The organism is Dickeya poaceiphila (assembly GCF_007858975.2).
GTDB classification, from domain to species: Bacteria; Pseudomonadota; Gammaproteobacteria; order Enterobacterales; family Enterobacteriaceae; genus Dickeya; species Dickeya poaceiphila.
The window spans coordinates 2,862,289-2,889,142 of sequence record NZ_CP042220.2 but is presented as its reverse complement, the minus strand read 5'-3'; the positions used below and the strand labels follow the sequence as shown (position 1 = coordinate 2,889,142).

The window sequence follows — 26,854 nt, the reverse complement described above, 5'->3', positions numbered from 1 at the left end:
GGTCCTTAGAATATCGGATTTAAGGCTTGTCAGTAAGATCTTCTTTTTCTGCCAGATACGGGTCGGCATAGCCCATACTCTGCATGATTTCCGTTTCCAGAGCTTCCATTTCTTCGGCCTCACTGTCTTCGATATGATCATAACCTAACAGATGCAAGCTGCCATGGACAACCATGTGCGCCCAATGTTCCTCCGTGCTTTTCTCCTGTTCGACCGCTTCCTGCTCGACAACTTGCCGACAGATGATAAGGTCGCCCAGCAACGGCAGTTCTACTTCCGGTGGTGCCTCGAACGGGAACGACAGCACATTGGTCGGCTTGTCTTTGTCGCGGTAGGTCAGGTTCAGGTGATGGCTTTCCTCTTCATCCACCACCCGGATGGTGACTTCCGCCACGTCCTGAAACTGTGGCAGCACTGCTTCCAGCCAGCGCCGGAAGTCGGCCTCAGACGGTAGCCCGTGGGTATTTGCACTGGCGATTTGTAAATCAAGGATGACCTGGCTCATTTTTGCTCCTGCACGGCGGCTTGCGCATCACGTTTACGCTGTTCTGCCAGTTCGTCCCGGCGTTTTTGATCGGCATTTTCCCAGGCTTCATAGGCATTAACGATGCGGGCGACCACTGGGTGGCGCACGACATCTTCGCTGTGGAAAAAATTGAAACTGATCTCTTCGACCTCTGATAGCACCTCAATAGCGTGGCGCAGACCGGACTTCTGGTTGCGTGGCAGGTCTATCTGGGTGACGTCGCCAGTGATGACCGCTTTTGAGTTAAATCCGATACGGGTCAGGAACATCTTCATCTGTTCGATGGTGGTGTTCTGGCTTTCATCCAAAATGATAAACGCATCGTTTAACGTGCGCCCGCGCATATAGGCCAATGGAGCGACTTCAATCACGTTGCGTTCTATGAGCTTTTCCACCCGTTCGAAGCCCAGCATTTCAAACAGCGCGTCGTAGAGCGGACGCAGATACGGGTCCACCTTCTGGCTCAAATCACCTGGCAGAAAGCCCAGTTTTTCACCCGCTTCCACCGCCGGACGGGTCAGCAGAATGCGGCGGATTTCCTGGCGCTCCAGCGCATCCACGGCGGCAGCCACCGCCAGATAAGTTTTCCCGGTCCCGGCTGGCCCAATGCCGAAGGTAATGTCGTGATCGAGGATATGGGCGACGTACTGCGCCTGATTGGGGGTACGAGGTTTAATGACGCCGCGTTTGGTGCGGATGTTCACCGCTTTGCCGTATTCCGGCACGCTGTCGGCGGTTTGCTCCAGCACTCTCGATTCTTTGATTGCCAGGTGAATCTGCTCTGGATCGATATCCGGAATAATGCCGCGCACCGGGGCTGTGTCCACATAAAGATGGCGCAGAATATCAGCAGCGGCGTCGATGCAGAGGTCTTTTCCTACCAGCTTGAAGTGATTGTCGCGATGATTGATCTCTATGCCGAGGCGGCGTTCCAGCTGTTTGATGTTGTCATCAAATGGGCCGCACAGACTGAGCAGGCGTTTGTTGTCCGCCGGTTCGAGGGCAATTTCTTTTATCGTTACGTTCAAACTATTCCTCTTGGAGTTAAGCAGAATGAGCAATGACGCTGTGCCACCGGCAGGATAGCTGCTCGGCTATGGCGCAGAGATTACCCTGATTATTTATCGTGAAGCACGCGGTGTGCAAGTCACATTCGGCATATAAAGCAGTGGGGGAGATAAATTCGCTTTTGACGTGGAGACAAAGAAAAAAGCGGACTGTTTGGCAGTCCGCCGAATCTATTATGGCTGTCGAGTCTATTATGGTTGATAGATGCCAACGCCGAGTTCGTTTTCTTTACGGGTGCGGGCGATGACTGATGTCGGTGATTCGCTGACGCGGAGATCCATTTGATCTTCGGTACGAACGACGACGCCGCGCAATGAATTCGGGTAAACGTCAACGATTTCTACATCGACGAATTTGCCGATCATATCAGGCGTTCCTTCGAAGTTAACCACGCGGTTATTTTCGGTACGGCCAGACAGTTCCATCACGCTTTTGCGTGACGTCCCTTCTACCAGAATACGCTGCACTGTGCCCATCATCCGGCGGCTGTACTGCATCGCCTGCTGATTGATGCGTTCTTGCAGAATGTACAAACGCTGTTTTTTCTCTTCTTCGGTCACGTCGTCCACCATGTCGGCAGCTGGCGTGCCGGGGCGGGGCGAGTAGATAAAGCTAAAGCTCATATCGAAATCGACGTCGGCAATCAGTTGCATGGTTTGCTCGAAATCGTCCTGCGTTTCGCCTGGGAAGCCGACGATAAAATCGGAACTGATCTGGATAGCCGGGCGGGCTTTACGCAATTTGCGGATGATAGCCTTGTATTCGAGCGCGGTGTGGCGACGTTTCATCATCGTCAGAATGCGGTCTGAGCCGCTCTGAACCGGCAGATGCAGGAAGCTCACCAGTTCCGGCGTATCTTCGTAGACGCTGATGATGTCGTCAGTGAATTCAATCGGGTGGCTGGTGATAAAGCGGATACGGTCGATACCGTCGATTGCGGCGACCAGGCGCAGCAACTCGGCGAAGCTGCAAATATCGTCATCATGCGTGGCACCGCGATACGCGTTCACGTTCTGGCCTAGCAGATTCACTTCGCGTACACCCTGTGCCGCCAGTTGGGCGATTTCAAACAGCACATCATCGACCGGACGGCTGACTTCTTCACCGCGGGTATAAGGCACTACGCAGAAGGTACAATATTTGTTGCAGCCTTCCATGATCGAGACGAATGCAGTCGGCCCTTCGGCGCGTGGCTCCGGCAGACGGTCAAATTTTTCCACTTCCGGGAAGCTGATATCCACGATAGGGCTGCGGGTACCCTGCACATGATTGATCATTTCCGGCAGGCGATGCAGCGTCTGAGGCCCGAAAATTACGTCCACGTAATGTGCGCGATCACGAATGTGTTCACCTTCCTGCGACGCCACGCAGCCGCCTACACCGATAATCAGATTCGGGTTGGTGTCTTTGAGCGTTTTCCAGCGACCGAGCTGATGAAACACTTTTTCCTGCGCCTTTTCACGGATCGAACAGGTATTCAGCAGCAGAATGTCGGCTTCCTCAGCGACTTCGGTCAACTGGTAACCGTGCGTACTTTCCAGGAGATCGGCTATCTTCGATGAATCGTATTCGTTCATCTGACAGCCCCAGGTTTTGATATGCAGTTTTTTTGTCATCGTCATCGACTAGCCATTACTCAGTGCGGGTAAACACGCTTACCTTCGTGGGGCGCGTACATGCGGGCACGTATTGTAATCTTTTGCCGCCGTGGTGACCAGATCAAGCGTTAGTCTACGCCCTGCGATGAGGCGTGTCGCTTTTCTGAAAAATTGATGTCGAAATCCAGTAAACTATCGGCATCTTTTGTCTTTCTGGCGCAGGTGCTTTGACTGAACTGCGCAGCAGAAACAGTGGGGCGGGTATGCACTATGATGCGGTAATTGTGGGCGGTGGCATGGTCGGTGCCGCAGTCGCGTTGGGGCTGGCGCAGAGTGGTTTCCAGGTTGCGGTGTTGGAGCAGGAAACGCCGCCGCCGTTTGTTGCGGGTGGTGCGCCGGATGTGCGCGTATCGGCGATTGGTCTGGCGTCGGTCCGCTTGCTGGAGCGGTTGGGTGTGTGGCAGGCGGTTGAACAGATGCGTAGCGTACCTTACCGACGGCTCGAAACCTGGGAATGGGACAATGCGCACGTGGTGTTTGATGCGGCTGACCTTGGGTTATCTGAACTGGGGTTCATGGTTGAAAACCGTATTCTGCAACTGGCGTTGTGGCAAGGGTTGGAAAGAACGCCTGGGGTGACGTTGTTGTGTCCGTGGCAATTGCAGCGTCTGCGCCGTGAAGGCGAACAGTGGTTGCTGAGTAGCGAACAGGGCGATAGCTTATCGGCATCGCTGGTGATTGGCGCTGATGGCGCCAATTCGAAAATTCGCCAGTGGGCGGGCATTGGTATCACCGGCTGGCAATATCGCCAGTCTTGCATGTTGATCAGCGCTGAAATGGCTGGCCCCCAGCAGGATGTAACCTGGCAACATTTCACGCCATCCGGGCCGCGTGCGTTCCTGCCGCTGTTTGATGGCTGGTGCTCATTGGTGTGGTACGACAGCCCGTCGCGCATTCGCCAGTTACAGGCGATGTCGCTTCCTCAACTCAATAAGGCTATTGCTGAGACGTTTCCTGAGCGGCTGGGTGCGGTCAATGCTGTTGCGGCTGGCGCGTTTCCACTGGTGCGTCGCCATGCGCAGCAGTACGTATTGCCGGGGTTGGCACTGATTGGTGATGCGGCGCATACCATCAACCCGCTGGCGGGTCAGGGTGTAAATCTGGGGTATCGGGATGTTGCCACATTACTTGATGTGGTGATCCGGGCGCGTGATGAAGGGGCTGTCTGGTATGACGAATCGGTGCTACGGCGTTATCAACGGCAGCGCAAACCAGACAATCTGCTGATGCAAAGCGGTATGGATCTGTTTTACGGTGCGTTTAGTAATCGTCTGCCACCGCTGGAACTGGCGCGCAATCTGGCATTGATGACGGCGCAACGCGCTGGAAAACTTAAACAGCAGGCATTGCGTTACGCACTGGGATTGTAATTACCTGCCGTAGCTGCTTTTGGCAGCTACGATTTCTCATCATGATCTTACCATCGTCATGTTGCTTTCATGTCGTGTGATTAGATTGATGCCGACTTGTCAGAAGACAGCTGACGCAATCCCTGTGCCTGATGATACGGTGATTTGTATCGATAAATTTCTTATACGTTGGTAATAAAACTGATGACCTATTTATTTCTTTGTCTGGCGATTGTGTCAGAAGTGATCGCGACGACGGCGTTGAAGCTGTCGGAGAGTTTTACCCGACCATTGCCGAGTGTCGTGACGGTGGTGTTTTACGCTATCGCATTTTATTGCCTGACCATTTCTATGCGGGTGCTGCCGACTGGCGTGATTTACGCTATTTGGTCAGGCGTCGGGATTGTATTGATTGCAGCGGTGAGCTGGATTTTTTACGACCAGCGGCTGGACTGGCCGGCTGTGCTGGGAATGGCGCTGATCATTGCAGGGGTGGCAGTGATAAACCTGTTTTCCAATTCTGTTGCGCATTGAGCCATCCGGTGCTGGCATCAGGTTAACACCAATATTGATGCAGAGAGATTGTTGGATAAACAGCCAGGAAATCGGCAAATGGTAAAAAAAGAAAAAGCCCGGTTTACGGGCTTTTCTGTATGGCTGGGGTACGAGGATTCGAACCTCGGAATGGCGGAATCAGAATCCGCTGCCTTACCGCTTGGCGATACCCCAATTAATATGGTGGCTACGACGGGAATCGAACCTGTGACCCCAGCATTATGAGTGCTGTGCTCTAACCAGCTGAGCTACGTAGCCGAATTACTGCACGGTCAGAAGCGAGAGCTTCATGACTGAAAATGGCTGGGGTACGAGGATTCGAACCTCGGAATGGCGGAATCAGAATCCGCTGCCTTACCGCTTGGCGATACCCCAACAGGGTGCACATCATCTGATGTGTCTTACGTAATGTATGGCTGGGGTACCAGGATTCGAACCTGGGAGTGGCGGGATCAAAACCCGCTGCCTTACCGCTTGGCGATACCCCAATAAAACTGTTGCAATCCGAGTTGCGCTTCGGTTTTCACCCTGATGAAGGAAATGGTGCGGGAGGCGAGACTTGAACTCGCACACCTTGCGGCGCCAGAACCTAAATCTGGTGCGTCTACCAATTTCGCCACTCCCGCAGAGAAAAGTGGTGGCTACGACGGGAATCGAACCTGTGACCCCAGCATTATGAGTGCTGTGCTCTAACCAGCTGAGCTACGTAGCCATCTTTTCCGCGTCACCTTCATCGGCGTTGCGGGGCGCATTATGCGGAGTTGGCCTTTTGGCGTCAACACATTTTTTCCCTAAAAACGGCGGATTCGCGCTGTTTGTTTGGGTTATGAACAGTCTGGTGAGAAAAGCGTCAGAAAGCAGGCTTTTAACGGTATTCCATAAGAAAAACGGGCCGCTAACGGCCCGTTTAAAACAGTAAAATAAAACAGGTTATTGGTAGGCGGATTGATGCACGCCGACGGCACGACCTGACGGGTCATCCATCTTTTTGAACGATTCATCCCATTCAATCGCTTTAGCAGACGAACACGCTACTGAAGGGCCGCCAGGAACACATTCGGCTGCGCTCGGAACCGGGAACAGTTCTTCGAAAATTTCACGGTACAAATAGCCTTCTTTGGTGGTTGGCGTGTTGTACGGGAAACGGAAGTGCGCGGTTTCCAGTTGCTGGTCGGAAATCTGCCTGGCTGCAACCTCTTTCAGGGTATCGATCCAACTGTAACCCACGCCGTCAGAGAACTGTTCTTTCTGACGCCAGGCTACGCTGTGCGGTAGGTAAGATTCAAAGCACTCACGCAAGATGTGTTTTTCCATTTTGCCGTTGCCGCACATTTTGTCTTTCGGGTTGATGCGCATTGCTACGTCCAGGAAGTTTTTGTCCAGGAACGGTACGCGTGCTTCAACGCCCCAGGCCGACATCGCTTTATTGGCGCGTGCGCAGTCATACTGGTGCAGCGCCAGCAGTTTACGCACGGTTTCTTCATGGAATTCTTTCGCGTTCGGCGCTTTGTGAAAATAGAGATAGCCGCCGAATACTTCGTCCGAACCTTCGCCGGACAATACCATTTTGATACCCATTGCTTTGATTTTGCGGGACATCAGATACATCGGCGTCGAGGCGCGGATAGTGGTGACGTCATAGGTTTCGATGTGATAAATCACGTCACGGATAGCATCCAGACCTTCCTGCACCGTGAAATGGATTTCGTGATGCACTGTGCCCAGATGATCAGCGACGTCACGCGCGGCTTTCAGGTCAGGCGCGCCTTCCAGGCCAACGGCGAAGGAGTGAAGCTGCGGCCACCAGGCTTCGCTGCGCTCGTCGTCTTCCACGCGGCGGGCGGCGAATTTCTTGGTAATAGCCGAGATGATAGAGGAATCCAACCCGCCGGACAGCAGTACGCCATAAGGAACGTCTGACATCAGATGACTTTTTACCGATTCTTCCAGCGCTTCACGCAGTTCGTCGGCATCGGTGACGTTGTCTTTAACGTGGTCGTAATCGAACCAGTCACGACGATAGTACTCACGAATCTCGCCGTCCTGACTCCACAGATAACTGCCAGCCGGGAATTCTTTGATGGTGCGGCACACCGGCACCAGCGCTTTCATTTCAGAAGCGACATACAGGTTACCGTGTTCATCGTAGCCCATATAGAGCGGGATGATGCCCAGGTGGTCGCGGCCAATCAGATAGGCGTCTTTTTCAGTGTCATACAGGGCGAAGGCGAACATGCCGCGCAGTTCGTCCAGAAATTCCGGGCCTTTTTCCTGATACAACGCCAGAATCACTTCACAGTCGGAACCTGTCTGGAACTGGTAACGATCACCATATTGCTGACGCAGAGCCTGATGGTTGTAAATTTCGCCGTTTACGGCCAGAACATGGGTGTGCGGCTGGTTGTAGAGCGGTTGAGCACCGGTGTTAACGTCAACGATGGATAGACGCTCATGCGCCAGAATGGCTTTGTCGCTGGCGTAAACACCGGACCAGTCTGGGCCGCGGTGGCGCATCAGACGGGACAATTCCAGCGCTTTTTTGCGCAGTTCAACCGGGTCGGTTTTCAGATCAAGCACACCAAAAATAGAACACATACCAAAGGCTCCCTTTATTCACGCATCACAACGTGAAAACAGTCAAAGTGTATGGTGGTAATCAGCGGTTTTCCTTGCCGGGTTGTACTACTGTGGGTCGGTCACCGCCATATCGGTAACACTGATTTAGCATCAAAATGGCACATCAATTCAATATCATTTAATGAAAAAAGCCATTGCGCTGGTGAATGCGTAATTTTTGGTGTGATTTATTGGCTTTTGTTCAAAATGATGGAAGGCGTGGGCCGGATTTTTAGCGATCTCATAATCCGGCCTTATAGTAGAAAACTGAACTTACTGATTTTCAAGCAGACGTTGCAGTAATACACCATTTAGCATCGCACGTTTTACCAGCGCAAAAGCACCGATGGCGGATAAATGTTGTAATTCTGAGACGACGACAGGCAGGTTTTGACGAAAGTCTTTCAGTACCTGTGCATTGATGCAGCGCTGAATGGCGGGCAACAGAATCTTGTCCGCTGCCGTAATTTCACCGGCGATAACCACTCGTTGCGGGTTGAACAGGTTAACGGCAATCGAAATCGCTTTACCCAGTGGCTGCCCAGCCGCTTCGATCAACTCTCTGGCAAGCAGGTCCCCTTTCATGGCTGCTTTACAGATGGCATCTATCTGGCAGTTCTCCAGCGTCAGCTTGCTGGAAAATCCCTGCTGCAGCAAATGACGCGCCCGTTGTTCCAGCGCACCGTTCGATACCACAGTTTCCAGACAACCAAAGTTGCCACAGTGACAGCGGTCGCCTAATGGGTCAACCTGGATATGACCGATCTCCCCAACATTGCTGTTGCTGCCGAGAAAAATGTTGCCATTGACTAAAATGCCTGCGCCCACGCCACGATGAACCCGTATTAGCAGTGAATCCTGACAATCACCGGTGGCGCCAAAGTAATGTTCGGCCAGTGCCAGACTGCGAATATCGTGACCGACAAAGCTGTGCACCTTGAAATGTTGTTCGAGATTTTTCACCAGCGGCCAGTTATCTACGCTAATGTGTGGCATATAACGCACTATGCCGGCGGCAGGGTCTACCAGCCCTGGCAGTACCACCGAAATGGCGATTAATTCACGGATGCGGCGTTGATGACGGTCGATGAACTGACCGATAACAGTGAACAGCGCACTTTCCAGTGAGTCCTGGGTATTTTCTGGCAGACTGCAGAGTTCTTCTTCCAGCTGTTTGCCTTGCAGGTCGTATAAGGCGAGGGTGGCGTCGTAGCGGCCAAGTCTGACTGCCACCGTATGAAATGGCCGTGTTTCGGAGATAATTGAAATGGCGCGGCGTCCGCCGGTTGATGCCTGCTGATCCACTTCTTTGATGAGACCACGTTCCAGCAACTGGCGGGTAATTTTTGTGACGCTGGCGGGAGCAAGTTGACTCTGTTCTGAAATCTGAATTCGAGAGATGGGGCCTTGTTGATCAATCAGGCGGTACACGACCGCACTGTTGAGTTGTTTGACCAGATCAATGTTCCCTATCTGGGTTTGTCCGCCTGTGGTCATTACGCATTACTCGTGTCGATGCAATACGTTTTACTGCTTATGAAAAACTTCTTCACCATTCACAAACGTATTGAGGATGTCAAAATCGCGGGTAAATACCGTCAGGTTCGCCACTTTTCCTGTTTCAATGCTTCCCAGTCGGCGCTCTTCGCCGATGGCTCTCGCCGGGTAGAGCGTCGCCATTCTTAGTGCTTCATCCAGAGCGATACCCGCGTGTTCTACGCAATTGCGCACGGCATTAATCATGGTAAGTGCCGAACCACTCAGAGTTCCGTGATCGTCCACACAAATGCCGTCGCGGTAGTATATGGTTTTACCGGCAAATGTGAACTGGTCGATGCTGGAGCCAGCCGGTGCCGTGGCATCGGTGACCAGCACCAGTTTGTCGCCTTTGATGCGTTTGCTGTTGCGGATAGTGGCCCAACTGACATGGTGACCATCGGCAATGATGCCGCAATAGACTTCGGGTGCATCATAGACGGCACCGACCAGGCCGGGTTCCCGACCAGTAACGGGGGGCATGGCATTGAACAGGTGGGTAGCGAAGCGTATCCCGGCGGCAAACCCCTGTTTGGCTTGTTCCCAGGTGGCGTGGGAGTGACCGGCGGAAACCACGATGCCGACGTTGCTCAGCTGTCTTATCACGTGTTCGGGCACCATTTCCGGTGCCAGTGTGACTTTGCTTATCACATCAGCGTTGTCACACAGATAGGCGAGCAGTTGATCGTCAGGCTGGCGGATAAAGGCTGCGTCATGGGTGCCTTTTTTCACCGGGTTGAGCCAGGGACCTTCCAGATGCAACCCCAGTGCCTGATGACGGTGCTGTGCGAGCCAGGTGCGCATCACGTCGATGCTGTGGCGCATAAATTCATCGGAAGAGGTAATCAGCGTCGGCAAAAAGCTGGTACAGCCGGATTTTTCGTTGGCTTTCTGCATGGTTTCCAGCGTTTTGACGGAAAGGCTGCTCAGTGCGTCGTTGAACTGCACGCCGCCACAGCCGTTCAATTGCAGGTCGATAAAGCCAGGGGCCAGTAATGCGCCTGCGAGATCGCGCCGGGGTAAATCGTCAGGCAGATCGCGTGTCAGGCAGACTGCCGCGATCATTCCATCGGCGACGACGACTGCATGGTCGTCAAGGATCTGGTGGCCGGTAAAAACACGACCATTGGTTAAAGCGTACATCTAAATAAGCTCCTGGCTCACCGATTACAGGTTTTTGATATTTTCAGCTTCCAACTCGCGGAAATATTTCACGGTTTTCACTTTTAATTCCATGGTGGAAGGCTCATCGCACACCATCAGCGCTTTAGCGTGTAACTGCAGGCAACTGATGGTCCACATGTGATTTACGTTGCCTTCCACCGCAGCCTGAAGGGCTTGCGCCTTGTGGCGACCGCTGACCAGAATCATCACTTCTTCTGCATCCAGCAGCGTACCGACGCCCACCGTCAGGGCATATTTCGGCACCAGACTAACATCGCCGCCAAAGAAACGAGAATTAGCGATGCGTGTCTCTTCCGTCAAGGTCTTGATACGTGTGCGGGACACCAGAGAGGACGCCGGTTCGTTGAAAGCGATGTGGCCATCATTGCCGACACCGCCCATGAACAGATGAATCTTGCCGTAAGACTTGATTTTTTCTTCATAACGGTGACACTCGGCGGCGATATCTTCCGCGTTGCCATTCAACAGGTTAATGTTTCCTTCCGGAATATCAACGTGGTTGAAAAAATTCTGGTACATGAAGGTACGGTAACTTTCCGGGTGGTCTACCGGTAGCCCGACGTATTCGTCCATATTGAAGGTGACGACATGTTTGAAGCTGACTTGTCCTGCATTGTATAGCGCAATCAAGGCGTTGTAGGCTTCCAGCGGCGAACTTCCGGTTGGCAGGCCAAGTATGAACGGGCGCTCCGCCGTTGGTTTGAAAGCATTGATGCGCTCGGCAATATAGCGGGCGGCCCATTTGCCAACTTCGGCGGGGGTTGTTAATGGAATTAGTCTCATGAGGTTCTCCTCGGAATCGGTTAGCAAAGGCAATTATTCGTCGGGTAAACGCAGTCGGATAGACCGGCTATCAGGTAATATGCCAACGCTGTGTTTTGATATTTAGTCTGAAGCTAGTGTAGCAAGTTTTTTTTAGCCTTAAAATAAGTTGTATTAATATCGCGGCATAAACTTTTTGTATGTGCTTTTGTGGTGATAATTATCACATAATCATTGCTATTAATTTGCGTGGCGAATTATTTTTTTGGCACTCTGACCAGGCCCACATGGCTGGCGGGTGATTCGATGACAAGGCTGACAGACAATTTTATTGCCCGAAAGGGAAAGAGAGGGGAAGGTGAGTACACTCGGTTATTTACAAAAAGTGGGCCGTGCGCTGATGGTGCCTGTCGCTACATTGCCCGCGGCCGCCATCCTGATGGGGGTGGGGTATTGGATCGATCCGATTGGCTGGGGCAGTGAAAGCGCGCTGGCCGCGCTGTTGATCAAATCCGGCGCGGCTATTATCGAGCATATGGCGGTGCTGTTTGCAGTCGGTGTTGCTTACGGTATGTCGAAAGATAAAGACGGTGCGGCAGCATTGTCCGGGTTTGTTGGTTATCTGGTGTTGACTACATTGTGCTCGCCAGCAGCCGTGTCGATGATTCAGCACATCCCGCTGGCAGAGGTGCCGAAGGCGTTTGGCAAGATTGAAAACCAGTTCATCGGTATTCTGGTCGGGGTGATTTCCGCTGAGCTGTATAACCGCTACAGCCAGGTTGAGTTGCCTAAAGCGCTCTCTTTCTTCAATGGCCGTCGTCTGGTGCCGATTTTGGTTTCGCTGCTGATGATTGTGGTGGCGTTTGTGCTGATGTACGTCTGGCCGGTTATCTATAACGCGTTGGTTTCCTTTGGCGAACATGTTCAGCAGTTGGGATCGGTTGGTGCCGGTATTTATGCCTTCTTTAACCGTCTGTTGATTCCAGTCGGGCTACATCATGCACTGAATTCGGTGTTCTGGTTCGATGTGGCTGGCATTAACGACATTCCCAATTTCCTGAGTGGTCAGCAGGCGATTGATGCCGGTAAAGCCATTCCTGGCATTACCGGGCGTTATCAGGCTGGTTTCTTCCCGATCATGATGTTTGGCTTGCCGGGCGCGGCGCTGGCGATTTATCACTGTGCGCGGCCTGAAAACCGTAGCCGAGTGGCGGGAATCATGGTGGCAGCGGCCTTTGCGGCCTTTTTCACTGGTATTACCGAACCGCTGGAATTCTCCTTCATGTTTGTGGCACCAGTGCTGTATGTACTGCACGCCGTGCTGACCGGGATTTCGGTATTCATCGCTGCCAGTATGCACTGGATTGCCGGTTTTGGCTTCAGCGCTGGTTTGGTGGACCTGGTGCTGTCTACGCGTAATCCGTTGGCGACACACTGGTATATGTTGCTGTTGCAGGGCGCAGCCTTCTTCGTTATCTATTATGTGGTATTCCGCTTTACCATCACCCGCTTTAACCTGATGACGCCGGGGCGTGAAGCTGTCGCGGCGCAGTCCTCATCCGAGGGGGTAACCGCACCTGCCGGTAATACCCAATCGGTGGCGAGAGGCTATTTGCAGGCCATTGGCGGCAAAGATAACCTGACTGGGATCGATGCCTGTATTACTCGCTTGCGGTTGAGTGTGAAGGATTCCGGGCTGGTGGATGAGCCTGCTGCTCGTACTCTGGGAGCGGCTGGGGTGATTCGCCTCAATAAGCAAAGCGTGCAGATTGTCGTTGGTACCCAGGCGGAAAACATCGCAGCGGCGTTACGCGACGTTTCACAGGAATAATTCAGCAGGCGTTATCGCTGTCAGATTTCGACAAACGGAGCGTACGTAAACGTACGCTCCGTTTTTTTATCTTGAATTTTCATGAAACAAACGGTTGTTTCCCAGCGTGGCTTGTTGGATCATTAGTGGTTATGGGTTGTTTTTTTGCATTTGAGGAACCAAGCATGAGTGAGGCTGAAGCCCGCCCAACCAACTTTATTCGTCAGATTATTGATGAAGATCTGGCTACCGGTAAACACGACAATATTCAGACGCGTTTTCCTCCAGAGCCGAACGGCTATCTTCACATTGGCCACGCCAAGTCCATCTGTCTGAACTTCGGCATTGCTGAAGATTACAACGGCAAGTGCAACCTGCGCTTTGATGATACTAACCCGGTAAAAGAAGATATCGAGTACGTTGAGTCCATCAAGCATGACGTCCAGTGGCTGGGTTTTTCCTGGAGTGGCAATGTTCGCTATTCGTCTGATTATTTTGACCAGTTACACCAGTATGCGATTGAACTGATTAATAAAGGGCTGGCATATGTCGATGAGCTGACGCCGGAGCAGATCCGCGAATACCGCGGCACGCTGACGTCCCCTGGCACAAACAGCCCGTACCGTGATCGTAGCGTCGAAGAAAATCTGGCATTGTTCGAAAAGATGCGCAGCGGCGGTTTTGCTGAAGGTACAGCGTGTTTGCGTGCCAAAATCGACATGGCATCGCCGTTTATTGTGATGCGTGACCCGGTGCTGTATCGCATCAAATTTGCCGAGCATCATCAGACCGGCAATAAATGGTGCATCTATCCGATGTATGACTTTACCCATTGTATTTCCGATGCGCTGGAAGGGATCACGCACTCGCTGTGTACGCTGGAGTTTCAGGATAACCGCCGTTTGTATGACTGGGTGTTGGATAACATTACGATTGCTGCCCACCCGCGTCAGTATGAGTTTTCCCGGCTGAACCTGGAATATGCGGTGATGTCCAAGCGGAAACTGAACCAACTGGTGAACGAGAAGGTAGTAGAAGGCTGGAATGATCCGCGTATGCCGACCATCTCCGGTTTGCGCCGTCGTGGTTACACCGCTGCTTCTATCCGAGAATTCTGCCGCCGTATCGGGGTTACCAAGCAGGACAACACGGTGGAAATGGCCGCGCTGGAGTCATGTATCCGTGATGATCTGAATGAGAATGCGCCGCGAGCGATGGCGGTGCTGGACCCGGTAAAAGTGGTGATTGAGAACCTGCCGCAAGGGTATGAAGAGTGGCTTACCATGCCTAATCATCCCAATAATCCGGAGATGGGAACGCGTCAGGTGGCGTTCAGCCGTGAGGTATATATTGATCGCGCTGATTTCCGCGAGGAAGCCAACAAGCAGTACAAACGTCTGGTGCTGGGTAAGGAAGTGCGCTTGCGCAATGCTTATGTGATTAAAGCCGAGCGAATTGATAAAGATGAGCAGGGCGTGATTACTACGATTTACTGCAGCTGCGATACGGAAACCCTGAGCAAAGACCCGGCTGATGGTCGTAAAGTGAAAGGTGTGATCCACTGGGTATCAGCAGCTCATGCGCTGCCAGCACAGTTCCGTCTGTATGACCGCCTGTTCAGCGTGGCCAATCCAGGTGCAGCAGAGGATTTTCTCTCAACCATCAATCCGGATTCGCTGAGTATTGCTCAGGGGTTTGTGGAAGCCAGTCTGGGTAATGCAAAAGCTGAAAACGCTTATCAGTTTGAGCGTGAAGGTTATTTCTGCGCCGATGGTGTCTATTCCAGTCCTGACAATCTGGTATTCAACCGTACAGTGGGGTTGCGTGATAGTTGGGCAGGGTAACAGCCGCCAGACTAGCGGTAGCCAGATAAAAATAAAACCGCCGCGGCGGTTTTATTTTTGCTCAGTATCAGACGATTAGCGTTCGTCATGTGCGCTGTCGTCTTCACGGCAGTCGCCACTACTACAATGACCATACAGGTATAAGCTGTGGTTGGTCAGCTTGATGCCATATTTCTCTGAAATCTCACGCTGGCGCGCTTCGATAGACTCATCGCTGAATTCAATTACCCGACCGCAATCCAGACAGATCAAATGATCATGATGGTGCTGCTGAGTGAGTTCGAAAACGGACTTGCCACCTTCGAAGTTGTGGCGGGTAACGATACCTGCATCGTCAAACTGGTTTAACACACGGTAAACGGTGGCCAGACCAATTTCTTCACCCATATCAATCAGCTTTTTATATAAGTCTTCCGCGCTGACGTGGTGGCATTGAGGGTCCTGAAGGACTTCCAAAATTTTCAGTCGTGGAAGTGTGACTTTCAGGCCGGCCTTTTTTAATGCGGTGTTGTTGTCAGTCATGCGGATTTAGTCCTGTTACTTGCTTTATCTGGGAGGCTATTAGCCTAGTATCATCGGTTGGCTTAAAAAAGGTCACGTGTCTCAATTATAGAACCGCGCCATCGAAATGGAAACCATGGAACTTTTGCAAGATGATTCCCGTTAACTTGATGTATTCAGGCTGGTTATCTGCAAGAAACAACGTGTATGCAAGGATCGATCATTAAACATAATCCGGCTAACCGAATAGATAGTGTACCTTGTCAGAATGAAAAGTTAAAAAAATGTATTACTGATTGTGATAGGTTTTATCTATATACATCGGTATGGCTCTGGGTCGATTTGCCTCAGAGCCACAGGCGAATCAGGCCAGCAACTCTTTCAGATTAAGCTCGTCACTGATTTGTTTGACCCAGTTGGATACACGTTCACCGGTCAGCTCTGGTTGACGATCTTCATCAATAGCCAGACCGACAAAGTGGGTGTCATCCGCCAGACCTTTAGAGGCTTCAAAGTAATAACCTTCAGTTGGCCAGTGACCAACAATGCTTGCGCCGCGCGGTTCAATGATATCGCGAATGGTACCCATGGCATCACAGAAGTACTCTGCGTAGTCTTCCTGATCACCGCAGCCGAAGATGGCAACCAGCTTGTCGGTAAAATCAATTTCTTCCAGTGTCGGAAAGAAATCATCCCAGTCGCACTGTGCTTCACCGTAATACCAGGTCGGAATACCCAGTAGCAGAATATCAAAACGCTCAACATCTTCTTTGCTGCTTTTGGCAATGTCGTGCAGTTCGGCAACGTCGCTTCCTAGTTGCTGCTGGATCGTCTTGGCAATGTTTTCGGTATTGCCAGTGTCACTGCCAAAAAAAATGCCTATGAGAGCCATAGATAAAATAACCTCTTGATTCCTAAGGATATGGTGCCTGAGTCACCTACGATCCGCTAATAATAGCAGACACTGTCTGATGGATAAACGTGTATCTGTTGCGGTGTGCATAAATGGCATTGAAGTGACGGATTGGTTTTTTATTAACCACTTCCTTAATGTTTTTTTAATTTTTTTAAAATACGATGTTTGTATAGAAGGCTGAAAATATGGGAAATTGATTAAATATATAAATTTTATTGGCTTTTAATCGACATAAAACACTAAATGTTCCTGTGATTTTGACGATGACAGAACATGGTGCTTTATTGAATGTAAATGTGCAGCAATATTTATTACAAAGCGAGAGACTTTTTCATCGCATAACTTAGAACAAGCCTTATCTCTTCGATCAATAGCCCGTTTATGGAGTCAACTATGCAATTCCTGAAAAATATTGCCATCCGCACGGCCATGCTGTGGGTTCTTGGCATCTTCTGCGTGTTATGGGTTGCGGTTTCGGTTTACACCATGTACTCGTTCAAAACCATGAACGAAACTTCTAAAACCAGTGCGTTACTGGTTAACAATATGAACCTGGTCAATACGGGTAATGACCAATATTTTCGTATGGTCACCCGACTGGCGCGCGCGATTGACTACCGCCAGAGCGGGGATAACCAGAAAGCGGAAGAACAACTGAAGTCAGCACAGGCTGCGTTGGATTTACTGAAATCTAATCTGGAAGCATTCAAGAAGATTGACCATGCCGGCCTGTCTCAGGAATTGGTTGATGCGGTGACCCGCGACTGGAGTAATCTGATTACTCAGGGTGTCGATCCCATGTTTCAGCGTGCGGCAGACAAAAAATTTGATGAATACGACAAATATTCTAAAGACGTCGTTCCTGCCTTTAGCCGTCAGTTCAATGTTTCTTTTACTAACTTCAACAAGGCTGGGTCGGAGATGTTCGTCGATGCCGGCAATCGGCTGGAAGCTATCACCGGTGTAGGACAGACTATTTTGCTGGCAGGCTTGGTCGCAGGTTTGCTGATGCTGTTCCTGACTGATCGCTATCTGGTGGCTTACCTGGTGCGTCCGCTTAACGATTTGCGTGACCATTTCCTGGTGATTGCTGCTGGTCGTCTGGGAAAACCGATTCTGGATTTTGGCAACAACTGTGTGGGTAAACTATTCCCGCTGCTGCGTGATATGCAAACCAGTCTGGCTAATACCGTCAGTACGATTCGTACCAGTGCTGATTCCATTTATCAGGGCGTGTCGGAAATTGCTTCCGGTAACAACGACCTGGCGTCTCGCACTGAATCGCAGGCGGCAGCACTGGAAGAAAGCGCTGCCAGTATGGAACAGCTGACATCGACGGTGAAACAGAATGCTGAAAACGCCAGTCACGCCAGCCAACTGGCCCGTCAGGCGTCCACCACAGCCAGTAAGGGCGGTGAATTGGTAGACAACGTGGTGAAAACCATGGCGGAGATCTCCGGCAGCTCGAAGAAGATTGCTGAAATTACCAGTGTGATTAATGGTATCGCCTTCCAAACCAACATTCTGGCGCTGAATGCGGCGGTAGAAGCGGCGCGTGCGGGCGAGCAAGGGCGTGGATTTGCGGTGGTGGCGGGTGAGGTAAGAAGCCTGGCGCAGCGCAGTGCACAGGCGGCGAAAGAGATCGAAAATCTGATTGCCGAGTCGGTTCGCTGCGTGGATAACGGTTCATCGCTGGTGGCCGATGCAGGCAGCACCATGAGCGAGATCGTTAATGCAGTGACCAATGTCACCGATATCATGTCTGAGATTGCCATTGCGTCGGATGAACAAAGTAAAGGTATTGCTCAGGCGGGTCTGGCAATCACGGAAATGGACGGCGTCACTCAGCAGAACGCCGCGCTGGTACAGGAAGCCTCTGCGGCAACACGTTCGCTGGAAGAACAGGCGATGGTGCTGACCGAAGCCGTATCGGTATTCCGGCTGACAGAGGAACAGATGGCTGGGTTGCAGCCACGGCGTGAACGTCAGGCACCAGTCAGAGCAGTGGCTGCCCCTGCTGCCAAAGCATTGCCAGCCGCGACAGCCAGGAAGAGTAATGATAATTGGGAAACGTTCTGATGTGCTGAGAACGACCGGCGTCATGGATGACGCCAGTGAGCGTTAGTCTTGTTGTTCCGCCAGCTGCGCCAGCAGTATTTGTTCAATAAGTTCACTGCGGCTGATGTTTTTCTGCTCAGCCAATGCATTCAAAATATCTACTGCTTCACTGTTGATTTTCAGCTCGACACGACGCAGCCCCCGTACCTTGTCACGCCGTAATTGATTACGCTTGTTGATCCGTAACTGCTCGTCGCGTGAGAGCGGGTTGGTTTTAGGCCGCCCAGGGCGGCGCTCGTCCGCGAACAGATCCAGTGTGGTGCGATCCGTTTGTTCTTTTGCCATAACTAATGGTACTGCAAGAAATTCGGCCAAAACGCCGCACTGGATCACCGGGATTCGAATACTGGGGGTAATCCGTTGCTTTCAGCAACGCAGGCGGTGTTTTGATGAAATGTGGTTAACGATGCAAGTGGCCAGACAGCCGTCCCTCATACTTAGCGCGCCATAATACCCCAGCCGTTGAGGTGGCGACAACGTTTACTGGGGACAAGGCTCAATTAAACTGTGGTATGACGTCGATGGATATGGCTGCCGGCGTCCGATACCTCAGTCAGTGGTTAGAAATCGGTGGATAGCGCGTAGCACCGCCTCCGGTTTTTCTGCGTGCACCCAGTGCCCGGCGCCACTCACCACATGCGCTTTGGCGGCGGGAAACTGGCGCAACAGCACGTCGCGGTAGCTATCATCCAGATAAGGTGATTCGCTGCCGCGAATAAACAGGATGGGGCCAGTCCAGGCGGGCACCTCTCGCCAGCCGACAATGTGTTCGTACTCATCCCACAGCACCGGCACGTTAAAACGCCATTCTCCTTGCTGAAAGGATTTTAGTAAGAATTGCACCACACCCTCTTCACCCGGCAGATAATCGCGCATGATTGCCGCAGCTTGTGCCCGTTGCTCCACACCCGCGTCACTGGCGGCGCGAATGGCGGCGAACACCTTGTCGTGACGCCGAACCTGATAATCCACTGGGGCGATATCAATTGCCACGATACGGTCAATACATTTGGCAAGCGTCTCGGTCAGCGCCATCGACACTTTCCCGCCCATCGAATGGCCGATCAGAATGACTCGCTCCAACCCCAGCTCATCGATCAACTCGCGCACGTCCTGCGCCATCGCCGGATAATTCATCTCCAGAGAACGGGGCGACAGCCCGTGGTTGCGCAGATCAATCTGCAACGTATCGTGATGTTTTTGCAGATCACGCGCCAGTACGCCAAGATTGTCCAGGTTACCAAACAGGCCATGAATAAGGATTACGGGTAATCGATTTTGCGGTTGTTGTGCGTTTTGCCAGCGATAATTCAATTTCATGGTGAAGTTCATTCAGAGAGACAGTGGCTTAGGGTATCATGACTTTATCATGGCGTTTGGCCGCAGCGTAAACGCTATCGGGCGGCGTCAGCCGGGCAGGGAGCGAAAACCGCGCTCATGTACGGGATTTGTACGACATATTCAGGATTATCCTGAATATGTCGCCACCGGCGTCTGCCGCTGTTCGTGGGTTGCGCATAGCCTGTATAATTCCTGATGATTGATTAAAGACATAAAACAGTACTGGATAAAGATGAAAACTATTGAGGTCGATGACGAGCTTTACCGTTATATCGCCAGCCACACTCAACATATCGGCGAGAGTGCATCGGATATTTTACGGCGTATGCTGAAATTCAGCGGCGCGCAGTCAACACCGTCGGTGGCCCCGTCGACAGCGGCGTTGACCATTACCCAGCCTGCAGCCGTACAACAGCCACGTGACCGGGTAAGAACCGTGCGTGAATTGCTGTTGTCAGATGACTATGCGGAGCAGAATAAGGCGGTCAATCGTTTTCTGATGGTACTGTCTACCTTATATCACGTGTCGCCTGAAGAGTTTGCCGCCGCTACCGAATCGTTGCATGGCCGCACTCGCGTCTATTTTGCTGCCGACGAGCAAACGCTGTTGCTGCACGGCGCCCAGACTAAACCCCGGCACATTGAAGGTTCGCCTTACTGGGTTATCACCAATACCAATACCGGTCGCAAACGCAGCATGATCGAGTACATCATGCTGGCGATGAAGTTCCCGCCGGAACTGACTGAAAAAGTTTGCGGCACCATTTAACTCACTGCGTCAGGAAGAAACGCCAATGGCTAATCACCCAAGAGCCGGACAACCGACCCGGCAAAGCGACCTGATTAATGTCGCACAGTTGACGTCCCAGTATTATGTGTTGCGCCCGGATGTGACCAATCAGGCCCAATCGGTTAAATTCGGCACCTCTGGTCATCGCGGTAGCGCCGCCCGCCACAGTTTCAACGAAGCCCATATTCTGGCGATTGCCCAGGCGATTGCCGAAGAGCGCAGTCGTCAGGGCATCACCGGACCATGCTACGTGGGCAAAGACACTCACGCGTTGTCCGAACCGGCGTTCATTTCGGTGCTGGAAGTGCTGACCGCCAACGGTGTTGACGTCATTATCCAGCAGGATAACGGCTTTACCCCGACGCCAGCGGTGTCAAACGCGATTCTGGTTCACAACCGCCAGGGTGGCGCGCTGGCCGATGGCATTGTGATTACCCCGTCGCATAACCCACCAGAAGATGGCGGTATTAAATACAATCCGCCCAATGGTGGCCCGGCAGATACTAACCTCACCAGCGTGATTGAGAAACGCGCCAACGCGTTGCTGGCGGATAACCTGCGTGATGTGAAGCGCCAGTCGCTGGACAAGGCGCGTCAAAGCGGCCACCTGCACGAACGTGATCTGGTCGAGCCGTATGTCGAGGCGCTGGGCGATGTCGTGGACATGGCGGCGATTCAGCGCGCGGGTCTAAAGCTTGGCGTTGATCCGCTCGGTGGTTCCGGTATTGCTTACTGGCAGCGTATTGCCGAACGCTACCAATTGGACCTGACGCTGGTCAACGACGCCATTGATCAGACATTCCGGTTTATGACGTTGGATCATGATGGTGTTATCCGTATGGACTGTTCGTCCGTTTCGGCAATGGCTGGTTTGCTGGCACTGCGCGACAGGTTTGATTTGGCTTTCGCCAACGACCCGGATTATGACCGTCACGGTATCGTCACCCCGGCTGGACTGATGAATCCGAATCATTATCTGGCGGTAGCCATCAACTACCTGTTCCGTCATCGCCCGCAGTGGAGCGAGTCGGTCGCGGTGGGGAAAACGCTGGTGTCCAGTGCGATGATTGACCGTGTAGTAGCGGACCTGGGGCGCAAACTGGTGGAAGTGCCGGTAGGTTTCAAATGGTTTGTGGACGGTCTGTTCGACGGCACGTTGGGATTCGGCGGTGAAGAGAGCGCTGGTGCGTCGTTCCTGCGTTTTGACGGCAAGCCCTGGTCTACGGACAAAGACGGCATCATCCTGTGTCTGCTGGCAGCGGAAATCACTGCGGTAACCGGCAAGAACCCGCAGCAGCACTATGATGAGTTGGCCGCACGTTTTGGTGCACCGAGCTATAACCGTTTACAGGCATCAGCAACCCATGCACAGAAAGCGGCATTGTCAAAGTTGTCGCCGGAAATGGTATCAGCCAGTACGTTGGCCGGTGATCCGATTACCGCGCGTCTGACTGCCGCACCCGGCAATGGCGCGTCGATTGGTGGCTTAAAAGTGATGACAGACAACGGCTGGTTTGCTGCGCGTCCGTCCGGTACGGAAGAGGCCTATAAAATTTATTGCGAAAGCTTTCTTGGCGCGGAGCATCGTGAAAAAATCGAGAAAGAAGCTGTTGAGATCGTCAGCGCGGTGCTGAGCAACGCAAAGTAATGAGCCATCAGCTTTAATCAGGGCGCTGTGTAAACAGCGCCTTTTTTATGGCCTGTCAGGCGGTTATCCCAACGCCACCAGCAATGCGCCGGCGGAAATCAGCGCGACGCCAATTCCTGCCAGCAGCGATATCTTTTCACCCAGTAGCAGCACGGCCAGAATGACGGCGAACACCACACTGAGTTTGTCGATGGGCGCAACCTGCGCGACGGTGCCGTTTTTCAGCGCCATAAAATAAAACAACCAGGACAGCGCACCGGCTACACCGCTTAGCATGATAAACAACATCGCCCTATGGTTGGCGAGTATGGTGCTGAACAGTGAGGATTTGCCTTGCACCACCACCACGCCGACCAGAAACAGCGCCATAATTACGGCGCGAATGGCGGTGGCGGTATTGGCGTCCAGCTGTTGCAGGCCAATTTTGCCAAACAGCGCCACCAATGCGGCGCATAACGCTGACAACAGGGCGTAAAGTAACCAGCTACTCATTGATATTCTTCTCTGTAGGTAAAAGTTTGGATGCTACGCCTGACTCAGGCAGGGAACCAGCGCCAGTCGTTAAAACGAGAGCGAGTTTAGGGCATAAACCGGTAGCCGATGGCGGTTTCAGTCAGAAAGTGTCGTGGTCGGGTTGGGTCGTCTTCCAGTTTTTGGCGCAAATGACCCATATAAATCCGCAGATAATGGCTGTGCTCCACGGCGTTAGGACCCCAGACCTGATTGAGCAGTTGGCGCTGCGTCAACACTTTGCCTGGGCTGGCGAGCAGGGTGGACAACAGCCGGAATTCAATCGGCGTCAGGTGCAGTTCCTGCTGATTGCGGGTAACCTGACGGTTGATCAAATCCACGGTGACATTGGAAAAGGTAATCAGCGGGGTTTCCTGCTGGGGAGTACTAAAACGACGTAACGCGACCCGTGAACGAGCCAGCAGTTCGCCAATACCGAAGGGCTTGGTGAGATAGTCCTCGGCACCGGCATCCAGTGCGGCGATTTTGTCCTGTTCGTCGGTGCGGGCTGACAACACGATAACCGGGATGGCGCTCCACTGTCGCAGATCCCGGATGTAATCAATGCCGTCGCCGTCGGGCAGACCCAGATCAAGAATAATGAGATCCGGTTTGCGGGTGGCGGCTTCTATCAATCCCCGTTGCAGCGTCTCGGCTTCAAACACGCGACAGCCTTCACCTTCCAGCGCGTTACGCACGAAACGCCGGATCTCTTTTTCATCTTCTACGATCAGAATGTTGGTCTGTAACAGGGTCAGGACTCCATCTCTTCAGGTTCGAGCGCCGGTGGCGCACCCAGCGGCAGCGTAAAATGGAACACTGCGCCACCCTCATTCGCGTTGGTGGCCCAGATTCGTCCGCCGTGAATCTCCACAATCGCCCGACAAATCGCCAATCCCAGCCCGACGCCGGGAATGGAGGATTCTTTATGCCCGCGGGCAAACTTGTCGAAAATCATTTTTTCCTGACCGACCGGAATGCCGGGACCGTTGTCCTGAATCTGCACTTCCAGCAGGTCGCCAGAAACCGATGAGGATACCCGGCTGGCCGAGATAATAATGGTTGCCTGCTCGCCTGCGTATTTGATGGCGTTTTCCAGCAGGTTAATCAACACCCGTTCGATCAGGCTGGCGTCGCAGTACACCAGAGTCATGTCCTGCGGCAACCGTAATTGAATAGTATTGCTTGCCAGTGAGTTTTCCAACTGCCGCAATGCACTTCCGGTCAACTCTTCCAGCGTTTGCCACTCTTTACGCAAATTAAAGCCGTCAGACTGGATGCGCGCCATGTCCAGCAAGTTGTTGACCAGACGCGTGGTGCTGAGGATGTGTTGGCGGATCTGGCTGGCCTGTGGGGCATACGGTGAACCTTCTGAGGCCAGATTGAGCGTCAGGATTTCCGCCTGACCGAAGAGGACCGTCAGCGGCGTGCGTAAGTCATGGGATAATGCTGCCAGCAGTGAGTTGCGCAGTTGCTCGCGTTCGGCATCCAGACGCGCATTTTCAGTGCTGTTGACCAGATGCAGGCGCTCTAGTGCGTTGGCGATCAGTACAGTAAAGGTTTCCAACATGCGTTGTTGTTCCGGGATCATCAATTGACGAACGTTATTCGGCTCGACGGCGATAACGCCAAAAGTCAGCTGTGGTGTCGCCAGCGGCAGCAATTGATAGGGAACGCCCGGTAGTGTGGATGTGCCCGCGCCGGCAGTGGCGGCATGATCGTAACTCCAGCGGGCGATAGCCCGGTCAACGATCAACTGATCGGGTTCGTCGAGCGCGACCTGCTGCAACTCCGCTGTAGGGGAGGATACCGGTTCGGCCAGCAAAATGGCGATCTTGGCCTGAAAGGTGGAACGCAGAAAATGATGACTGGCTTTGGCGATATCCTCGACCGACAGGCTGCGGTTGAGCGCCTTGGACATTTCGTACAGATGCCGCACCCGCTGCTCTCGGTAGCGGGCGACGCGGGCCTGATAACGTACCCCGGCGGTCAGATTCCCCACCAGAATGCCGATGGTCAGCATCACTGCAAACGTAACCAGATACTGCGCATCTGCGACGGCGAAGGTACCTTTCGGCACCACAAAGAACAGATCAAAACTGGCGACGTTGATGATAGCGGCGAACACCGACGGCCAGCGGCCATAAAACAGTGCGACAATCACCACCGCCAGCAGGTAGAGCATTACCAGATTGACCGGCTCCAGCATGGAAAACGGCGACCACAGCGCCAGCAGCGTGATCAACGCACAGAGCAGGGCGGCAACACCGCAACCGTAGAGTTGTGGTCGCCACTTGTCCGTTATTCCCCGGATATCCGGCGTCTTGGGTGGGGGCGGTGTGGCATCGTCTTGTACCGAAACCACCACCAAATCGAGGTCTGGTCCTAGCTTGCCGAGTTTCTCGGCGAAGCGGGTACGACGCCACCAGCCGAGTTTTTGTTCGGTGTGACGGCCAATCACGATTTTACCCAGATTATGATCGCGGGCGTAGCGCAACACGGCGCGCTCCACCGACGGATCAGAGAGCGTTGCGGTTTCTGCTCCCAGATCCTGCGCCAGCTTCAGCGCGCGCAGAATAGCGCGTCGTTCGCCTTCCGGCAGGCGATGCAAGCGTGGTGTTTCGACGTAGACCGCGTGCCAGATGCTGCCCAGCCGGGCAGCCAGTCGGGCGGCGGTGCGAACCAGTTTTTCGTTGCCCACACCACGACCGATGCACAGCAAGATGGCGTCGCGGGTATGCCAGACCCGCTCACGCCCCTGGCTGGCACGCATCGCCCGCATTTGATCGTCCACCCGGTCTGCCATACGCCTGAGCGCCAGTTCGCGTAAGGCGAGCAGGTTGCCTTTGCGAAAGAAATTTTCGATGGCGCGTTCTGCCTGCATGGGCAGGTAGACTTTGCCTTCGTTGAGTCGCTGGCGCAGGTCGTCAGGCGGCAGATCCACCAGCACCACTTCGTTGGCATCGTCAAAAATCGGGTCGGGTACGGTTTCCCGCACCCGGATGCCGGTGACGCCGCCAACGATATCGTTGAGGCTTTCCAGATGCTGTACGTTGACGGTCGTGAACACGTCGATACCGGCATCCAACAGCTCCTGTACGTCCTGCCAGCGTTTGGGATGACGGGAGCCGCGAATGTTGCTGTGCGCCAGTTCGTCGATCAGGATCAGCGCCGGGCAGCGTGCCAGCGCCGCATCCAGATCGAATTCATGATGATGGCGGCCATAATGGCTGATTTTCTTCATCGGCAGGTATGGCAAGCCTTCCACCAGTGCGGCGGTTTCGCTGCGCCCGTGGGTTTCCACTACGCCGACCAGTACATCCAGCCCTTGTGCTTTCAGGCGTTGCGCTTCCTGCAACATGGCGTAGGTTTTACCTACGCCGGCGCAGGCTCCGAAGAAGATTTTCAGTTTGCCGCGCGGTTGTTCCTCAATCTGGCTCAGCAGGCTATCCGGGTCGGGGCGACGTTGTTCCTCGTCGGTCATTTCTGTTCTGTTCCTTATCGGTCATTACTGTGCCCTGACGTTAACGTGGTTCCTTAATCAGGGTAGCGGTTTAAGCTGGTCCAACGCCATATTCAATTCTACGACATTCACCACTGACGTACCGATAAATGCGGGCCGTGGCGTGTAGGTATAGCGATTGATTAATTGCACCACCTGGTCCAGCGACAGGCCGCGTGCTTTTGCGACCAGACCGGCCTGATAGACCGCCGCATCGACTGAAATATGTGGGTCCAGACCACTGGCCGATGCCGTGACCAGGTCCACCGGTACGGCATCGTTGTCACCATGACGCTGTTGCCAGGCCGCTACGTTTTGGCTGACGGCTTTGTCCAGCGCCGGGTTACTGACGGCAAGGTTGCTGCCGCCTGATGCCATGGTGTTGTAGGCGCTGTCCGAGGTAGCGGACGGGCGACCCTGGAAGTATCCGTTACGGCTGAACGCTTGCCCAATCAGCTCTGAACCAACCGGCTTGCCCTGCCGGTATACCAGGGACCCACTGGCCTGCGCCGGAAACAGCGATTGCCCCAATGCGGTGACCAGCAACGGATAACCAACGCCGGTTACCAGGGTCATCAGCAGTAATAACACCAGAGAAGAACGGATATAATTCATGATG

At 53.1% G+C, this 26,854-nt stretch carries 22 protein-coding genes and 6 tRNA genes; 7 read left to right on the top strand and 21 right to left on the bottom strand.

Annotated features, from left to right (window positions below):
* Window positions 1–19 precede the first annotated feature (19 nt).
* The 3 genes from ybeY to miaB all read right to left on the bottom strand — a co-directional run bounded on the left by ybeY (window position 20) and on the right by miaB (window position 3,210).
* Entirely contained in the window at window positions 20–505 is a 486-nt protein-coding gene (gene ybeY / locus Dpoa569_RS12830) for an rRNA maturation RNase YbeY (RefSeq protein ID WP_042869470.1), read from the bottom strand.
* Entirely contained in the window at window positions 502–1,554 is a 1,053-nt protein-coding gene (locus Dpoa569_RS12825) for a PhoH family protein (RefSeq protein ID WP_042869473.1), read from the bottom strand. The genes ybeY and Dpoa569_RS12825 overlap by 4 nt, the downstream gene beginning before the upstream one ends.
* Before the next feature lie 231 nt (window positions 1,555–1,785).
* Window positions 1,786–3,210: a tRNA (N6-isopentenyl adenosine(37)-C2)-methylthiotransferase MiaB gene (gene miaB, locus Dpoa569_RS12820; RefSeq protein ID WP_042873844.1), complete on the bottom strand. Its 1,425-nt coding sequence runs from the start codon at window positions 3,208–3,210 to the stop codon at window positions 1,786–1,788.
* 245 nt (window positions 3,211–3,455) lie between these two features.
* Here miaB and ubiF point away from each other — a divergent pair, with 245 nt between their 5' ends.
* Both ubiF and Dpoa569_RS12810 read left to right on the top strand, forming a co-directional pair.
* The gene (gene ubiF, locus Dpoa569_RS12815) at window positions 3,456–4,622 is read left to right on the top strand and encodes a 3-demethoxyubiquinol 3-hydroxylase (RefSeq protein WP_042869475.1); all 1,167 of its coding nucleotides are present in this window, start codon (window positions 3,456–3,458) and stop codon (window positions 4,620–4,622) included.
* Window positions 4,623–4,805: 183 nt separating this feature from the next.
* Window positions 4,806–5,135, top strand: coding sequence for a DMT family transporter (locus Dpoa569_RS12810; RefSeq protein ID WP_042869477.1), 330 nt, complete (start codon window positions 4,806–4,808; stop codon window positions 5,133–5,135).
* 120 nt (window positions 5,136–5,255) lie between these two features.
* On the opposite strand, the gene Dpoa569_RS12805 is transcribed toward Dpoa569_RS12810, so the two are convergent.
* The 10 genes from Dpoa569_RS12805 to nagB form a co-directional block, all read right to left on the bottom strand.
* Window positions 5,256–5,330 (bottom strand) — tRNA-Gln (locus Dpoa569_RS12805).
* Between the two features lie 7 nt (window positions 5,331–5,337).
* Window positions 5,338–5,414: transfer RNA gene (locus tag Dpoa569_RS12800), tRNA-Met, on the bottom strand.
* A 42-nt stretch (window positions 5,415–5,456) separates the two neighbouring features.
* Window positions 5,457–5,531: transfer RNA gene (locus tag Dpoa569_RS12795), tRNA-Gln, on the bottom strand.
* Between the two features lie 38 nt (window positions 5,532–5,569).
* A tRNA-Gln gene (locus Dpoa569_RS12790) sits at window positions 5,570–5,644 on the bottom strand.
* Between the two features lie 53 nt (window positions 5,645–5,697).
* A tRNA-Leu gene (locus tag Dpoa569_RS12785) sits at window positions 5,698–5,782 on the bottom strand.
* 9 nt (window positions 5,783–5,791) lie between these two features.
* Window positions 5,792–5,868: transfer RNA gene (locus Dpoa569_RS12780), tRNA-Met, on the bottom strand.
* A gap of 218 nt (window positions 5,869–6,086) precedes the next feature.
* Window positions 6,087–7,751 carry an asparagine synthase B gene (asnB, locus tag Dpoa569_RS12775; RefSeq protein WP_042869480.1) on the bottom strand — a complete coding sequence of 555 codons (1,665 nt, stop codon included), beginning with the start codon at window positions 7,749–7,751 and terminating at the stop codon, window positions 6,087–6,089.
* Window positions 7,752–8,045: 294 nt separating this feature from the next.
* Entirely contained in the window at window positions 8,046–9,269 is a 1,224-nt protein-coding gene (gene nagC, locus Dpoa569_RS12770) for a DNA-binding transcriptional regulator NagC (RefSeq protein ID WP_146411419.1), read from the bottom strand.
* 30 nt (window positions 9,270–9,299) lie between these two features.
* Window positions 9,300–10,451, bottom strand: coding sequence for an N-acetylglucosamine-6-phosphate deacetylase (nagA, locus tag Dpoa569_RS12765; RefSeq protein ID WP_042869483.1), 1,152 nt, complete (start codon window positions 10,449–10,451; stop codon window positions 9,300–9,302).
* Between the two features lie 24 nt (window positions 10,452–10,475).
* Window positions 10,476–11,276 carry a glucosamine-6-phosphate deaminase gene (nagB, locus tag Dpoa569_RS12760; protein ID WP_042869485.1) on the bottom strand — a complete coding sequence of 267 codons (801 nt, stop codon included), beginning with the start codon at window positions 11,274–11,276 and terminating at the stop codon, window positions 10,476–10,478.
* 337 nt (window positions 11,277–11,613) lie between these two features.
* On the opposite strand from nagB, the gene nagE reads away from it, so the two are divergent.
* A complete protein-coding gene (nagE, locus tag Dpoa569_RS12755) occupies window positions 11,614–13,086 on the top strand; it encodes an N-acetylglucosamine-specific PTS transporter subunit IIBC (protein ID WP_042869487.1) in 1,473 nt (490 codons plus the stop codon).
* A 164-nt stretch (window positions 13,087–13,250) separates the two neighbouring features.
* A complete protein-coding gene (glnS, locus tag Dpoa569_RS12750; RefSeq protein WP_042869489.1) occupies window positions 13,251–14,909 on the top strand; it encodes a glutamine--tRNA ligase in 1,659 nt (552 codons plus the stop codon).
* Window positions 14,910–14,984: 75 nt separating this feature from the next.
* Here the strand turns inward: glnS and fur are convergent, their stop codons facing one another.
* Window positions 14,985–15,431, bottom strand: coding sequence for a ferric iron uptake transcriptional regulator (gene fur, locus Dpoa569_RS12745; RefSeq protein ID WP_042869491.1), 447 nt, complete (start codon window positions 15,429–15,431; stop codon window positions 14,985–14,987).
* Between the two features lie 343 nt (window positions 15,432–15,774).
* On the bottom strand, window positions 15,775–16,302 hold the full coding sequence (gene fldA, locus Dpoa569_RS12740; protein ID WP_042869492.1) for a flavodoxin FldA: 528 nt from the start codon (window positions 16,300–16,302) through the stop codon (window positions 15,775–15,777).
* A gap of 417 nt (window positions 16,303–16,719) precedes the next feature.
* Here fldA and Dpoa569_RS12735 point away from each other — a divergent pair, with 417 nt between their 5' ends.
* Window positions 16,720–18,405 (top strand): methyl-accepting chemotaxis protein, encoded by a 1,686-nt coding sequence (locus tag Dpoa569_RS12735; RefSeq protein ID WP_042869495.1) that lies wholly within the window; start codon window positions 16,720–16,722, stop codon window positions 18,403–18,405.
* A gap of 42 nt (window positions 18,406–18,447) precedes the next feature.
* On the opposite strand, the gene ybfE is transcribed toward Dpoa569_RS12735, so the two are convergent.
* Window positions 18,448–18,729, bottom strand: a complete 282-nt coding sequence (gene ybfE / locus Dpoa569_RS12730; protein ID WP_042869497.1) for a LexA regulated protein — start codon at window positions 18,727–18,729, stop codon at window positions 18,448–18,450.
* Between the two features lie 264 nt (window positions 18,730–18,993).
* Window positions 18,994–19,764, bottom strand: coding sequence for an esterase (ybfF, locus tag Dpoa569_RS12725; protein WP_042869499.1), 771 nt, complete (start codon window positions 19,762–19,764; stop codon window positions 18,994–18,996).
* Window positions 19,765–20,017: 253 nt separating this feature from the next.
* Between ybfF and seqA the strand changes: the two genes are divergently transcribed.
* Together seqA and pgm are read left to right on the top strand one after the other, a co-directional pair.
* On the top strand, window positions 20,018–20,554 hold the full coding sequence (gene seqA / locus Dpoa569_RS12720; RefSeq protein ID WP_042869502.1) for a replication initiation negative regulator SeqA: 537 nt from the start codon (window positions 20,018–20,020) through the stop codon (window positions 20,552–20,554).
* A 25-nt stretch (window positions 20,555–20,579) separates the two neighbouring features.
* Window positions 20,580–22,223, top strand: coding sequence for a phosphoglucomutase (alpha-D-glucose-1,6-bisphosphate-dependent) (gene pgm / locus Dpoa569_RS12715; protein WP_042869503.1), 1,644 nt, complete (start codon window positions 20,580–20,582; stop codon window positions 22,221–22,223).
* A 63-nt stretch (window positions 22,224–22,286) separates the two neighbouring features.
* Here pgm and Dpoa569_RS12710 read toward each other — a convergent pair whose 3' ends face one another.
* From Dpoa569_RS12710 to kdpC, 4 genes are all read right to left on the bottom strand, one after another.
* Entirely contained in the window at window positions 22,287–22,715 is a 429-nt protein-coding gene (locus Dpoa569_RS12710; RefSeq protein WP_042869505.1) for an EamA family transporter, read from the bottom strand.
* A gap of 86 nt (window positions 22,716–22,801) precedes the next feature.
* A complete protein-coding gene (gene kdpE, locus Dpoa569_RS12705; protein ID WP_042869507.1) occupies window positions 22,802–23,491 on the bottom strand; it encodes a two-component system response regulator KdpE in 690 nt (229 codons plus the stop codon).
* Window positions 23,488–26,217, bottom strand: coding sequence for a two-component system sensor histidine kinase KdpD (kdpD, locus tag Dpoa569_RS12700; protein WP_042869509.1), 2,730 nt, complete (start codon window positions 26,215–26,217; stop codon window positions 23,488–23,490). Before kdpD ends, kdpE begins: the two co-directional genes overlap by 4 nt.
* A gap of 57 nt (window positions 26,218–26,274) precedes the next feature.
* Entirely contained in the window at window positions 26,275–26,850 is a 576-nt protein-coding gene (kdpC, locus tag Dpoa569_RS12695; protein WP_042869511.1) for a potassium-transporting ATPase subunit KdpC, read from the bottom strand.
* Between the last annotated feature and the right edge of the window lie 4 nt (window positions 26,851–26,854).